This is a genomic window from Dyella sp. GSA-30 (assembly GCF_027924605.1).
Lineage (GTDB): Bacteria > Pseudomonadota > Gammaproteobacteria > Xanthomonadales > Rhodanobacteraceae > GSA-30.
In genome coordinates, this window is the sequence record NZ_AP027042.1 from 1,340,544 (window position 1) to 1,353,083 (window position 12,540).

Annotated in this window: 14 protein-coding genes; 11 read left to right on the forward strand and 3 right to left on the reverse strand. The window is 61.7% G+C overall.

Annotation, left to right across the window (positions count from 1 at the left end; translation table 11 throughout):
• Positions 1-21: 21 nt before the first annotated feature.
• Positions 22-567, reverse strand: coding sequence for a fimbrial protein (locus QMG46_RS05920; protein ID WP_281851562.1), 546 nt, complete (start codon positions 565-567; stop codon positions 22-24).
• 285 nt (positions 568-852) lie between these two features.
• Here QMG46_RS05920 and QMG46_RS05925 point away from each other — a divergent pair, with 285 nt between their 5' ends.
• The 7 genes from QMG46_RS05925 (at position 853) to QMG46_RS05955 (ending at position 8,101) form a co-directional block, all read left to right on the forward strand.
• Entirely contained in the window at positions 853-1,515 is a 663-nt protein-coding gene (locus tag QMG46_RS05925; RefSeq protein WP_281851563.1) for a hypothetical protein, read from the forward strand.
• Between the two features lie 19 nt (positions 1,516-1,534).
• Entirely contained in the window at positions 1,535-1,732 is a 198-nt protein-coding gene (locus QMG46_RS05930; protein ID WP_281851564.1) for a type II toxin-antitoxin system RelB family anti-toxin, read from the forward strand.
• A 7-nt stretch (positions 1,733-1,739) separates the two neighbouring features.
• Positions 1,740-3,335 (forward strand): alpha/beta hydrolase, encoded by a 1,596-nt coding sequence (locus tag QMG46_RS05935; protein ID WP_281851565.1) that lies wholly within the window; start codon positions 1,740-1,742, stop codon positions 3,333-3,335.
• Positions 3,332-4,066 carry an ABC transporter ATP-binding protein gene (locus QMG46_RS05940; protein WP_281851566.1) on the forward strand — a complete coding sequence of 245 codons (735 nt, stop codon included), beginning with the start codon at positions 3,332-3,334 and terminating at the stop codon, positions 4,064-4,066. The genes QMG46_RS05935 and QMG46_RS05940 overlap by 4 nt, the downstream gene beginning before the upstream one ends.
• Positions 4,063-5,268, forward strand: a complete 1,206-nt coding sequence (locus QMG46_RS05945; RefSeq protein WP_281851567.1) for an ABC transporter permease — start codon at positions 4,063-4,065, stop codon at positions 5,266-5,268. Before QMG46_RS05940 ends, QMG46_RS05945 begins: the two co-directional genes overlap by 4 nt.
• Positions 5,269-5,458: 190 nt before the next feature.
• On the forward strand, positions 5,459-7,162 hold the full coding sequence (locus tag QMG46_RS05950; RefSeq protein ID WP_281851568.1) for a DUF8614 domain-containing protein: 1,704 nt from the start codon (positions 5,459-5,461) through the stop codon (positions 7,160-7,162).
• 162 nt (positions 7,163-7,324) lie between these two features.
• The gene (locus tag QMG46_RS05955; protein WP_281851569.1) at positions 7,325-8,101 is read left to right on the forward strand and encodes a hypothetical protein; all 777 of its coding nucleotides are present in this window, start codon (positions 7,325-7,327) and stop codon (positions 8,099-8,101) included.
• On the opposite strand, the gene QMG46_RS05960 is transcribed toward QMG46_RS05955, so the two are convergent.
• Positions 8,098-8,970, reverse strand: a complete 873-nt coding sequence (locus QMG46_RS05960) for an alpha/beta fold hydrolase (protein WP_281851570.1) — start codon at positions 8,968-8,970, stop codon at positions 8,098-8,100. The two genes, QMG46_RS05955 and QMG46_RS05960, sit on opposite strands and share 4 nt — an antisense overlap.
• Positions 8,954-10,072: a ferrochelatase gene (gene hemH, locus QMG46_RS05965; RefSeq protein ID WP_281851571.1), complete on the reverse strand. Its 1,119-nt coding sequence runs from the start codon at positions 10,070-10,072 to the stop codon at positions 8,954-8,956. The genes QMG46_RS05960 and hemH overlap by 17 nt, the downstream gene beginning before the upstream one ends.
• A gap of 129 nt (positions 10,073-10,201) precedes the next feature.
• Between hemH and QMG46_RS05970 the strand changes: the two genes are divergently transcribed.
• From QMG46_RS05970 to tatC, 4 genes are all read left to right on the forward strand, one after another.
• Positions 10,202-10,888, forward strand: a complete 687-nt coding sequence (locus QMG46_RS05970) for a lipid-binding SYLF domain-containing protein (protein WP_281851572.1) — start codon at positions 10,202-10,204, stop codon at positions 10,886-10,888.
• A gap of 83 nt (positions 10,889-10,971) precedes the next feature.
• Positions 10,972-11,202, forward strand: a complete 231-nt coding sequence (gene tatA / locus QMG46_RS05975) for a Sec-independent protein translocase subunit TatA (RefSeq protein WP_281851573.1) — start codon at positions 10,972-10,974, stop codon at positions 11,200-11,202.
• A gap of 16 nt (positions 11,203-11,218) precedes the next feature.
• Complete coding sequence (gene tatB / locus QMG46_RS05980) at positions 11,219-11,617, forward strand: Sec-independent protein translocase protein TatB (protein ID WP_281851574.1); 399 nt, start codon at positions 11,219-11,221, stop codon at positions 11,615-11,617.
• Positions 11,604-12,365: a twin-arginine translocase subunit TatC gene (gene tatC, locus QMG46_RS05985; RefSeq protein WP_281851575.1), complete on the forward strand. Its 762-nt coding sequence runs from the start codon at positions 11,604-11,606 to the stop codon at positions 12,363-12,365. Before tatB ends, tatC begins: the two co-directional genes overlap by 14 nt.
• Positions 12,366-12,540 lie beyond the last annotated feature (175 nt).

A 12,540-nucleotide genomic window follows, 5' to 3' on the forward strand; every position in this document is an offset into this window, starting at 1 on the left:
TCCGGCGCCATGATTTGCGACTTACTGATAGATCATCGAGAACTGCACGCTGGTCGACACCGAACCGGCGCCGGCGGCGGCCGTGGCGAAGTACTGGGCGTAGTAGTTCAGCGTGCCGGCGCCGCTGGCCAGGGTCACCGACTGCGAGCTCTGCGCACTGGCAGCGCCGTTCAGGGCGATTGCGCTGAAGTCGTTGTTGAGCAGCTGCACTTCGACGCCGGTGGCGGTGCCGGTGGCGTTCTTCAGGTTGCCGTCGGCCATCACGGTCGGGCCCGGCTCGAAGAAGGTGGTGGCCTTGGTCAGCGCACCGCAGCCGGTCAGGGCGATGTTGAAAGCGGTACGGCCAGCGACCGAACCGGCGGCGTTCAGCGCGGTGGTCGACACGGTCGGCAGCGCGACGGCGATGGTGGCCGGGCTGTTGGCGCCATTGATCTTGCAGGTGGAGCTATTGATGGTGCCGGTGATGTTGATGGTGCCATCGACGGCGCGGGCGGCCTGCGGAGCGACAGCTGCAACAGCAAAAGCAGCGATCAGTGCGGAGGTCAGAAGCGACTTGTTGAGCAGCATGGGTGAATCTCCAGGTTGGTTGTGTGTTGTTACGAGATCGTCAAATGCAACCCGCATGCCAAACCGCCACAAATGGCTTTGTGGCGCGGTTTGCGAGGTATTTGGTGCTACGGAGGGGGTGTTTCAGAAGGGCCGAATCGGAGCCTCCCCAGGGTCCGATGGGCCAAAAATTGCCAATTGCGTCACAAATTCTGACCCATGTCCTAAAGTTTTGGCTAGGGGTGCCGAGCAGATTTCATCAAGTGTCAAGGACGCTTGACAGCAGGGCGGGGCGAGGCTAGCCTCATGTCAAGTCAGCTTGACACCTGGGGGAGTTCGATGACCAAGACCATGCTTCCGATGCGCGGTATCTACCGTCGCTATTACCGGGAGTTCGTCCCGGCGATGCTGGCCTACGTGGTGATCATGCTGTTCGGCTGGCCTTACCTGCACCACGTCGACCAACCCCTGCTCAAGGCCGTGCTGGCCCTGCTTCCGGTGGTTCCGATCGCGTTGGTGATTCGCGCGATGGTGCGTCTGGTGCTGGGCAGCGACGAGCTGGAGCAGCGCACCCATCTGGTCGGCCTGGCAGTGGCCACTGCCGTAGTGGCCGTGCTCAGCCTCGCCGGCGGCTTTCTCGCCGCGGCGCATGTGGTGGACCTGGACGGCACCATCCTGATCTGGGTGTTTCCGATTCTGATGCTGACGTATTCCGCTGGGCGTAGCTGGGCCAATCGTCGCTACGGTGTGGACGGTTTCTGTATCGAAGAGACGCGCATACGCGAATGGCATTTCCTGCTCGCGGGCGGCGTGATGCTGCTGGTGGCATGGCTGGGTGACGGGCATATGAAGGATTACCAGATCGGGATGCTGGTAGGCATGGGGACCACCTTTGTCGCCGTGGCCGTGGCGTTCGGCGTGATGCGTTGGCGTCGAGCCAGGCGCCGCTCGCCTGGGGATGGCGATTGAGGCCTAAGGAACCAGGCAGATGAATAACCACGTACGCCAGTTGCGCAGCGAACTGGGCTGGTCGCAGGCCGATCTGGCCCAGCGTCTGGACGTGTCGCGACAAACGATCAATGCGATCGAAACCGGCAAATACGATCCGAGCCTGCCCTTGGCTTTCAAGTTGGCACGCTTGTTCGGCCGAGCGATCGAGACGATATTCGAACCGGGAGAGGAGTGAGGGGAGCATGGCGATCAAGGGACGTACCGCATTACGCATCGGCGTGGTGCTTATCGGTTTGGGCGCACTGGGATGGAAACATTTCCAGCACGCGCCGGAAGCCATCGACTCGACCGCGGCCGATAGCCCGCAACCGGCACCTGCGATGGCGTCGAGTGCCAGCCAGGTTCCTGGGACGGGTGGCGACACGACATGGAAAGTCGGCACGCTGACGTTTACGTCATGCGAGCTGGAACAGCCCAATAGCGGCCTTTCCACGGCGGCGTGGTGCGCGCCATTCGAAGTCCCGGAAAACCGCGACGATCCGGCCAGCCGCAAGATCAAGCTGAAACTTGCCTTGCTGCGCGCTGCCGCGCAGGTGCCAAAGCGCGATGTGGTGGTACTGCTCGCAGGCGGCCCCGGCCAAGCGGCGACCGAGTCCTGGAGCGGTGTCGCCGGTGCGCTGCAACCGCTGCTGGCGCAACGCAACGTGTTGCTGCTCGATCAGCGCGGTACCGGTGGCTCCAATCCGCTCGACTGCAAGCCACCGGCTGAAACGGCGGCCAAGCACGACGAGGGCGCGTTCGATCCGGCCAAGCTGCGCGACGAAGTCACGCAATGTCTCAAGCAGCTCGAAGGCAAGGCCGATCCGCGCTACTACACCACCACCGTTGCCGCGCAGGATCTGGAAGATGTACGCAAGGCGCTGGGCTCGCCAACGTTCGACCTGGTCGGCGTGTCGTACGGCACGCGTATGGCCCAGCAATATGCCGGGCACTATCCGCAGGCCGTGCGCAGCATCGTGCTCGATGGCGTGGTGCCCAATGGACTGGTGCTCGGCGAAGACTTTGCGCAGAACCTGGACGCTGCGCTCAAAGCCCAGTTCGCCCGTTGTGCGGCAGACAACGCGTGCAAGCAGCATTTTGGCGATCCCTACCAGACTCTTTATCAGTTGCGTGATGCGCTGCGAGCGAACCCGCACGAAGTGAGCTTTCGCGACCCGCAGTCGTATCAAACCGTCAAGCGCACGCTGGACGAATATTCGCTCGCCAGCGTCGTGCGCATGTTTGCCTATACGCCGCTGACCTCGGCGCTGTTGCCGCTGTCGATCGATGCCGCGGCGCACGGCGATGTGGGACCGCTGCTCGGTCAGGCGAAACTCCTCTCCGGCGATCTGGCCGACACGATGAACGGCGGCATGCAGTCGTCGGTCATCTGCAGCGAAGACGCCGATCTGCTCACGCCGCGCCCACAGGATGCGCAGACCATTCTGGGCACGCGCATGATCGATGCCTTGCAGGCGGTGTGCTCGGTCTGGCCCAAGGGCACGCGTCCGGCCGACTTCCATCAGCCCTTCAAGTCGGACAAGCCGGTGCTGTTGTTCTCCGGCCAGTTCGATCCAGTCACGCCGCCAAGCTATGGCGAGGATGTGCTCAAGGGCTTGAGCAATGCCCGCCATCTGGTGCTCAACGGGCAGGGACATAACGTGATCAATACCGGCTGCGCGCCGCAACTACTCAAGCGTTTTATCGAAGAGGTCCACCCCAAGGACCTGGACGCGAAGTGCCTGGATCGGCTGCAAGCCACGCCGATGTTTATCGATTTCAACGGAGCTGCGCCATGATCGAGGTCAACGACCTGCATAAGGCCTTCGGCGATGTCAAAGCCGTCGACGGCGTGACGTTCAAGGCGCGCGACGGCGAAATCACCGGCCTGCTCGGTCCCAATGGCGCTGGCAAGACCACCACATTGCGCATGCTCTACACCTTGATGAAGCCCGATCGTGGGCAGGTACTCGTCGACGGCGTGGATGCCGCAGTCGATCCGCTGGCGGTGCGTCGTGAGCTGGGCGTGCTGCCGGACGCACGTGGGCTGTACAAGCGGCTGAGCGCGCGCGAGAACATCGACTATTTCGGTCGCTTGCATGGTCTCTCCGAAGACCAGCTCAAGACGCGTCGCGAGGCGCTGATCCAGACCCTGGAAATGCAGGACATCGGCGATCGTCGTACCGAGGGCTTTTCGCAAGGGCAGCGCGTGAAGACGGCCATCGCCCGCGCACTGATTCACGATCCCCGCAACGTGCTTCTCGACGAGCCGACCAACGGCCTCGATGTGATGGCCACGCGCGCGCTGCGTCAGTTCATGCGCCAGTTGAAGGACGAAGGGCGCTGCGTGCTGTTCTCCAGTCACATCATGCAGGAGGTCGCGGCACTGTGCGATCGCATCGTGGTGATTGCCCATGGCAGGGTGGTCGCCGATGAATCGCCGCAGGCGCTGCGCGAACAAACCGGTGAGGCGAACCTGGAAGACGCCTTCGTCAAGATCATCGGCAGCGAAGAGGGACTGGCCGCATGAACAACGTTGCCAATGCATCACAAAAGGCAAGCGCATTCCTTACCGTTTATCTCAAGGAAGTGCGCGAGAACCTGCGTGACCGCCGTACCATCATGACCGCCTTGATCACCGGCCCGCTGCTGGCGCCGCTGTTGTTCGTCATGATGCTCAACATCGGCTTGAGTCGTGAACTGGACAAGGCGGAAAAGCCGCTTACGGTGCCGGTCATCGGCCAGCAGTACGCGCACAATCTGTTCGAGTCGCTCAAGGCCGGTGGCATCATTCCCGGTCCGGCAATCGCCAATCCCGAGCAGGCGGTGCGCAAGCAGGAGGCGGACGTCGTCATCCGTGTCGCGCCGGACTACCCGGCGTCGTGGCGCAAGGGCGAAGCGGTACAGGTCGAGGTGATCTACGACTCCTCGCAGCGCGATGCGAGTACGGCGATCGAACGCGTCAGTGGTCTGATCGAGAGTTATGCGCGCCAACAGGGCGCGATGCGGCTGGTGGCACGCGGCCTTTCGCCCAGTACCGCCTGGCCGGTGTCGGTGGCGCGGCGCGATCAGGCGACGGCCCAGGCGCGCGGCGTGTTGATCTTCGGTCTGCTGCCTTATTTCTTTGTGATCACCATGTTCATGGGCGGCATGTATCTGGCGATCGACCTCACCGCCGGCGAGCGCGAACGTCAATCGCTGGAACCGTTGTTTGCCAATCCGGTGGCACGTTGGAAGATCTTTGCCGGCAAGTTGGCGGCGATCTGTACATTCTCGGCGACCAGTCTGTTGATCAGCCTGATTGCGTTTTCGGTGGTCGGGCATTTCCTGCCGGTCGACAAGCTCGGCATGGAGCTGGAACTGGGCGTGCGCTTTGCGCTGACGGTGCTGGTGATGGCGCTGCCGCTGATCGTGCTGCTGGCCGCGTTGCAATCGATGGTGGCGGCGTTTGCCAAGAGTTATCGCGAGGCGCAGACCTATCTTTCCTTGTTGATGCTGGTGCCGGCGCTGCCCAGCGTGTTGTTGATGGCCTTGCCGGTGAAGCCGCAGGAATGGATGTATGCGGTGCCCTTGCTGGGGCAGCACCTTGGGGTGATGCAGGTGTTGCGCGGGGATGGTGTGACCATGCACCAGATGCTGTTCTGTCTTGGCGGGAGTGCGTTGGCGGCGTTGGTGGCGGTGGCGGTGACGGCGCAGTTGTACCGGTCGGAGAGGTTGGCGATTTCCAGCTGAGGCGCCGCCCCCCTCACCGCAACCCTCTCCCCCGGCGAAGCCAGGGGAGAGGGAGCTAAAAGCGCGCAAGGTTCAAACTTGCCTCAGTGTGCCCCCTCTCCCCTGGCTTTGCCGGGAGAGGGTTGGGGTGAGGGGGCTCCACTCCCAGCAAGCGAGTTACCATGTTTCCTCGCTCAACAGGAAACGCCCCATGCACCGTCGCCTTCTCGTCGTCAGTCTGATCGCCGCTCTTTCGGCCTGTGGTCCGTCGCAGCAACAAACATCCACGCCGCCTGCCGCATCGACGACACCAGCGCCAGCCACCACGGCGGCCGCGCAGCCGGAAGCATCCACTGATGCCGACCTTGCACAGAAGGGCTTGGCCAGCTACGCAAGCGTCAAGCTTTCGGCCGATCTTTCCGCATTCGATGCCAGGCAGAAGCAGATGATCGCGCTATTGATCGAAGCGGCTGATGTCACCAACAGCATCTACTGGCAGCAAGGCTGGGGCGACAAGGCCGCGTTGATGCAGCGCATTGGGGACGCGTCCACTAAGCAATATGCCGAGATCAACTACGGTCCCTGGGATCGGTTGAACAACGACCAGCCTTTTGTCGCCGGTGTCGGTGCTCGCCCGCCGGGTGCGCAGTTCTATCCGGCCGATATGACCAAGGACGAGTTCGAGAAGTCGTCGCTGAAGGACAAGGCGTCGCTCTATACCGTGTTGCGTCGCGATGCGCAGAATCAGCTGGTGACGGTGCCTTATCACCTGGCCTATCAAGCTGATCTGCAGAAGGCGGCCGGCCTGCTGCGCGATGCGGCCAAGTTGTCCGATGACAAGGATTTCGCGAAGTATCTGAAGATGCGCGCCGATGCCTTGCTGGACGACAACTATCAGCCCAGCGACTTCGCCTGGATGTCGATGAAGAACAATCCGGTCGATATCGTGATCGGCCCGATCGAAACCTACGAAGACCAGTTGTTCGGTTACAAGGCGAGCTTCGAGAGCTACGTGCTGGTCAAGGATCAGGCCTGGAGCACCAAGCTGGCGCGGTTCGCCAAGTACCTGCCCGAACTGCAGACGCAGTTGCCGGTGGATGCGAAGTACAAGCAGGAGAAGCCGGGCTCGGATGCCGATCTCAATGCCTATTTCGCGGTCTACTATGCAGGCGATGCGAACGTCGGCGCGAAGACGATCGCAATCAACTTGCCCAACGACGAAGAAGTGCAACTGAAGAAGGGGACGCGCCGACTGCAGCTTGAAAACGTGATGCGCGCGAAGTTCGACACCATCATGTTGCCGATCGCCAAGGAGTTGATTGCTGACGATCAGCAGGCCCACCTCACCTTCGATGCCTTCTTCGAGAACACCATGTTCCATGAGGTTGCCCATGGTCTCGGCATCAAGCAGACGGTGGACGACAAGGGCATGGTGCGTACGGCCTTGAAAGACCAGGCATCGAGTTTCGAGGAAGGCAAGGCGGACATTCTTGGCTTGTATATGGTGACCAAGCTGGCCGACAAGGGCGAGCTGGACAAGGCCAAGCTGATGGATAACTACGTGACCTTTCTGGCCGGCATCCTGCGCTCGGTGCGTTTTGGTGCCAGCGATGCGCATGCCAAGGCGAACATGGTGCGCTTCAATTTCTTCAAGCAGCAGGGCGCGTTCTCACGCGACGAGAAAACCGGGCGCTACCGCGTCGATTTCGACAAGATGACCGCGGCGATGAATGCGCTGTCGGCTAAGTTGCTGACGATCCAGGGCGATGGCGACTACGCGGCGGCCAAGCAGTTGACCGATACGATGGGCAATGTCGATGCCCAGCTTGCCGGTGATCTGAAGCGGCTGGAGCAGGCGAAGATTCCGGTCGACATTATTTTTGAGCAAGGCACGCAGGTTCTGGGTTTGCAGTAATAGCAACTGGAAATAATCGAACATTCAGTAGGGATCCGCATAATCAGCTCCCTGGGCAAGGTTGCCGTGAAGTATTTCAAGGAGAGTTGAATGTTTGGTCGGAGAAAAAAATCTGCATCGGGTAGCGATGGCCCTTGCTGGAACTATTTGCCAAGCAAGTGCATGGAAGACGTCGATGCATTGCTTCGCAAAGCTCCTATGACCCTGAGTCTACCCCTGGATGCTGGTCAACAGCCGAGTCACCCAGCGCCAGATTTTTATTGCGTTGCGGAAGTTCGCGCGAAGATGCCAAATGGCGATCGAGAGAAAATATTGGTCGTAGAGCCCTACGAATCAGCAGTTCGGCATTCAAGAGAGCGTGGCGTAGATAAGAGCCAGATTGATGCTGCGGCCTTCGAGGCATTTATTGTGCCGATGCAGCACCGGACGGAAGTACCTAAGGTCCCGAAGCCGGGGCAGGCGCGCATAGTACTGACCGCTGATTTTTCAGGTTGCACGTTTAGTGCTATCGAAGGTCCTCGCTATGAGGGGAAAAGCGATAAGCTCGTATTCGGCCACTTGGTCGGAGGCCAGACGGCGTCGGGATTGCGCGACATGTCCGAGGGCCGCAGCTACTCGGGAAACGCATCGGATCCGAAAGAGCAGATTACTCTAAGCAAATCGATCACCCATGTGGCATATCCAGAATATGGAGGGCAATCCAGTAATTGCGCGTTCATGGTCGCACATCACACAGACAATAAATGGCATATCAGTGTCCAGAGCCGGGTCTTGATGGCTAATGTAAAGGCGGGCGATGTAACTGCCAGCGCAAGACAGGAAGGGCTGGTAATGACCCACGCCGTACCTGACTACGACCGTCAGAAGCTTCCTGAGCGCTTGGCTCCCATGCAGCGAAAGCTGGATAGCGAACAAGGACGTAAGTCACGAAAGATCTAGTCGCTGGAGGCAGGCAAAATCAGATGCTTCAAGAGCCACTGGGCAACTGGCTCGGATTGCTCCAGGTGCAAATGGTGCCCGCCCTCCATATGGGTCACTGCGATGTCACCGACGCAAGCCGCACGTGCGGACATCTGCGTCGGCGGCAGATAAGGCGTATGCGGCGCCGAAAGGAGCAGGGCCGTAGGCGCTTCGATCCCATGCAGCAATGCCATGATCTGCGTCTCGGCCAGGCGCAGCGGCGTAGCGCGATTCAAGCGTGGGTCGCTGCGCCAATGCCAGCCATCAGTGATTTCCATCAGGCCGCGCTCGATGATCGGGCGCGCGAGTTCGGCGCTCAATCCACTGGCAATGGCACGGGCGCTGGCGGCCTGTTCGATATCGCGAAACACGCGCAGGCCACGGCGACTACTCTTCGTGGGAGCCAGGGTCAGCGCATCGCGGAAGCGTTGCAGGGTGTGCGAGCCATCGTCGCCGATCGGGCCCAGTCCTTCGATCAGGGCCAGATGCTCGATCGAAGCGGGTGCAGCTGCTGCGATCAGCGAAGCGATACCGGCTCCCATCGAATGCCCCAGCAGGCTGTAGTGTTCGAGGCCTAGCGCATCGACGGCGCCAAGCACGCAACGCACATAGTCGACGTAGTGATAGAGCGCGCCTTCGGGCAGATGATCGCTGTGGCCGTGGCCGGGCAGGTCCAGTGCGATTACCTGCCAGCGATCGGCCAGCAAGGGCGCGAGCGTGGCGAAACTGGCGGCGTTGTCCAGCCAGCCATGCAAGGCCAGCAGCGCTGGCAAGGCATTGCTGCCCCAGACCTGCGCACGCAGGGTCAGGTGCGGCAGGGCGATGGATCGTTCAACCGGCGCGTGCACGCTCGGCCCGCTCGCGTGCGGCCTGCTGGCGTTGTGCTGCCGCCTGCGCATCGTAGTCTGGAGAAAACTCATCCCAGCCCTGGGTGTGCCTGAGCACCAGCTGCGCCAAGCTGTCGATCTGCGCGGCGCTGTCGTTGAGGCACGGGATGTAGCGCAGTTCGCTGCCACCGGCTTCGACAAAGAAATCGCGGTTCTGCATGGCGATTTCTTCCAGGGTTTCCAGGCAGTCGACCGCGAAACCCGGACAGACGACGTCGAGCTTCCTGATGCCGGCACCCGCCAGTTCGCGCACGGTGGCATCGGTGTACGGATGCAGCCAGCGCTCGCGCCCCACGCGCGATTGGAAGCTCACGACCAGTTGTGAGGCATCGAGCTTGAGGCGCTCGCGCAGCAATCGTGCCGTCGCCTTGCACTGGCAGTAGTAGGGGTCGCCTGCTTGCAGATAGCGCTCGGGAATGCCATGGAAGGAAAGCAGCAGCTTTTCGCCGCGGCCGTTCGTCGCCCACCATTGCTCGATGCTTTGCGCCAGCGCTTCGATATGCGCGGGATCGTCGTGATAGTCGTTGACGATGCGCAACTCCGGGGGCCAGCGAAGTTTTTTCAGGCTGTCGGCTACGGCATCGAGCACCGATCCGGTCGAGGTAGCCGAGTATTGCGGATACATCGGCAGCACCAGCAGGCGACGTACGCCTTCGCCTTGCAGCCGCTCGATCTGCGCGGCGACCGAGGGTTGGCCATAACGCATGGCCAGCCCGACCACGACCGGCCCGGGCCGCAAGGCCGCCAATCGCTGCTGCAAACCTCTGGCCACGGCCTCGCTGCCGGTACGCAACGGAGAGCCTTCCGGTGTCCAGATGCGTGCGTACGCGTGTGCCGAGCGTGCCGGTCGGATGCGCAGAATGACGCCGTGCAGGATCAGCTTCCAGAGCCAGCGCGGGTATTCGATGACACGAGGATCGCCAAGAAACTCAGCGAGATAGGGGCGTACGGCTTTGGCCGTAGGTGCCTCGGGTGTGCCAAGGTTCACGAGTAGTACGCCAGCCTTCATCGGCCGGTCATGGGAATAACCGGCCAGGCCGGTATAGTCATTGGTTGAAGGCATCGCGTCGCCGTGACTATCGAGTCAGGGCAACGAGTCTGCCATAAGCCGCCCCGTCCGCCGCGTGGCAAGGTTGTCGCAGCGCGCGCCGGGTCGGCTGACAAAGATCCGATTCAACGTAAGGAGTCCTCCATGTCGTTCACATCGCTGCGCCGCTGCTTGTTCCTCGTACTGCTGATGTTGCCCGCGCTTGCCGTCCACGCCGAAGACCCGCCGCTCAAGCGCGCCGAGAACGCCGTGCGCGTGATGCGCGAGATCATGGAGGCGCCGGACAAGTCGATTCCTACCGATCTGCTCAAGGAAGCGCACGCCATCGCCGTCATTCCGGATATGGTCAAGGCCGGCCTGATCTTTGGCGGCCGCCGGGGTGAAGGCCTGATTTCGGTCAAGAGCCCGGACGGCACCTGGTCCAACCCCAGTTTCGTCACGTTGACCGGCGGCAGCATCGGTTTCCAGGCGGGCGTGTCCTCGACCGACGTGATCCTCGTGTTCCGCACCCAGCGCGGCGTGGATTCGATCGTCAACGGCAAATTTACCCTCGGCGCCGATGCCTCGGCCGCGGCCGGTCCGGTGGGTCGCACCGCCACCGCCGCGACCGACAGCCAGCTCAAGGCCGAGATCTACTCCTACTCGCGCTCGCGCGGCCTGTTCGCGGGTGTGGCGCTGGATGGCTCGGCACTGCGTATCGACTATGATGCAAATGCGGCCATTTATGGCTCGGGTGTCACTCCCAGGCGCATTTTCGAAGGCGGCGTAACCAACGTTCCCGGCCCGGTCGTCGATTTCCGCGACCGCCTGGAGGAGTACACTCAGCGCTGAATCGGAAAGACCGGGCGCCCCAGCAGCCTCATCCTGGGGCGATACGTTTTCCGGATTGATTCCGTTTTCCAAGGTCATCTTTCATGAGCATTTGGCATCTCATCATTCTGTTGGTCGTCGTCGTGCTGCTGTTTGGCACCAGCAAGTTGCGCAATATCGGTTCGGATCTCGGTGGCGCCGTACGCGATTTCAAAAAGGGCCTGGATGGCGACGAAGCCGCCAAGGCCAAGGCTGCCGAAGAGCGCCTGAAGGCCGACCCGCCGGTCGAGACCACGCAGACCCAGCGCGAACGCGACACGTCCGACACCAAGTAAAGCGGATCGCAGTCTTATGATCGAGATCAGCTTCGGCAAGCTGGTGCTGCTCGCGCTTGTCGCGCTGATCGTGCTTGGACCGGAAAAACTCCCTCACGCGGCGCGTACGGCAGGCACGCTGTTGCGTCGTGTGCGTGCGGGCTGGGACAGCGTACGCGCCGAGGTCGAGCGCGAGCTGCAGGTCGAGGAAATCAAGCGCCAGGCGCGCGAGGCCGCCGCGAAGGCGGAAGCCGCACAGGCCGAACTCGATGCCACCTTGAAGAAGGTGCGCGACATCGGAGCGGAGATTCCGCCCAAGGCACCTGTCGAAGAGAAACCGGCCAGCGAACCGGTGGCATCGGTGACCCACGAGACGCCGAGTGAAACCCATACCGGCATCGAGCCGGGCAAGGACTCCCCGCATGGCAGCACCTGAGCTACCCGGGCCGGAACTGGAAGGTCTGCAAGAAGGCCTGTTCTCGCACCTGATCGAGCTGCGCTCGCGCCTGCTCAAGGCGGTCGTGACCGTATTGCTGGTGCTGCTGGCGTTGGTGCCGTTCGCCAATCACCTGTATTCGGAGCTGGCCGCGCCCCTGGTCGCGCGACTCCCGCAAGGCGCGCACCTGATCGCCACCGAGGTCGCCAGTCCGTTCGTGACGCCGCTGAAGCTGGCCTTTTATACGGCGCTGTTCATCTGCATGCCGATGATCCTGTATCAGCTGTGGGCGTTCGTCAGCCCCGGTCTCTACAAGCATGAAAAGCGTCTTGCACGGCCCTTGCTGGTGGCGGCGCTGTTCCTGTTCTATCTCGGCTGCGCGTTCGCTTATTTCCTGGTCCTGCCCGCCGCGTTCCGCTTCCTCACCGCGGTGACCCCCGCAGGCGTGGAGATGATGACGGACATCACGCACTACCTCGATTTCGTGATGCTGATGTTCTTCGCCTTCGGGTTCTGCTTTGAAGTACCGGTGGCAGTAGTGATCCTGGCCGCGATCGGCCTGGTAAACATCGAGAAACTCAAGGGTGCGCGCCGCTACGCGGTAGTCGGTGCGTTTGCGATCGCGGCCTTCATCACGCCGCCGGACATCGCCTCGATGATCATGCTGGCGGTGCCGATGTGCCTGTTGTACGAGCTTGGGATATTGGCCGTGCGGTGGTTGGTGCCGGCGAAAGAGGCGGCTCCGTAGGAGCAGGTGAAGATGAGTGAGAAGAGCGTGGTATCCACGGTTTTACCTCAACTCTTCTTACATCGTCATTCCGGCGCAGGCCGGAATCCATCCCTCAAGGTAGCCGCTTGCTAAAGGCTGCCTGACGAGCGATCACTGAGGGATGGATCCCGGCCTTCGCCGGGATGACGAGTAG

What these genes read in the sequence shown, in the direction of transcription:
- QMG46_RS05920 (WP_281851562.1), bottom strand. Translation starts at nt 567, where the DNA reads ATGCTGCTCAACAAGTCGCTTCTGACCTCCGCACTGATCGCTGCTTTT.
- QMG46_RS05925 (WP_281851563.1), top strand. Translation starts at nt 853, where the DNA reads ATGTCAAGTCAGCTTGACACCTGGGGGAGTTCGATGACCAAGACCATG.
- QMG46_RS05930 (WP_281851564.1), top strand. Translation starts at nt 1,535, where the DNA reads ATGAATAACCACGTACGCCAGTTGCGCAGCGAACTGGGCTGGTCGCAG.
- QMG46_RS05935 (WP_281851565.1), top strand. Translation starts at nt 1,740, where the DNA reads ATGGCGATCAAGGGACGTACCGCATTACGCATCGGCGTGGTGCTTATC.
- QMG46_RS05940 (WP_281851566.1), top strand. Translation starts at nt 3,332, where the DNA reads ATGATCGAGGTCAACGACCTGCATAAGGCCTTCGGCGATGTCAAAGCC.
- QMG46_RS05945 (WP_281851567.1), top strand. Translation starts at nt 4,063, where the DNA reads ATGAACAACGTTGCCAATGCATCACAAAAGGCAAGCGCATTCCTTACC.
- QMG46_RS05950 (WP_281851568.1), top strand. Translation starts at nt 5,459, where the DNA reads ATGCACCGTCGCCTTCTCGTCGTCAGTCTGATCGCCGCTCTTTCGGCC.
- QMG46_RS05955 (WP_281851569.1), top strand. Translation starts at nt 7,325, where the DNA reads ATGGAAGACGTCGATGCATTGCTTCGCAAAGCTCCTATGACCCTGAGT.
- hemH (WP_281851571.1), bottom strand. Translation starts at nt 10,072, where the DNA reads ATGCCTTCAACCAATGACTATACCGGCCTGGCCGGTTATTCCCATGAC.
- QMG46_RS05970 (WP_281851572.1), top strand. Translation starts at nt 10,202, where the DNA reads ATGTCGTTCACATCGCTGCGCCGCTGCTTGTTCCTCGTACTGCTGATG.
- tatA (WP_281851573.1), top strand. Translation starts at nt 10,972, where the DNA reads ATGAGCATTTGGCATCTCATCATTCTGTTGGTCGTCGTCGTGCTGCTG.
- tatB (WP_281851574.1), top strand. Translation starts at nt 11,219, where the DNA reads ATGATCGAGATCAGCTTCGGCAAGCTGGTGCTGCTCGCGCTTGTCGCG.
- tatC (WP_281851575.1), top strand. Translation starts at nt 11,604, where the DNA reads ATGGCAGCACCTGAGCTACCCGGGCCGGAACTGGAAGGTCTGCAAGAA.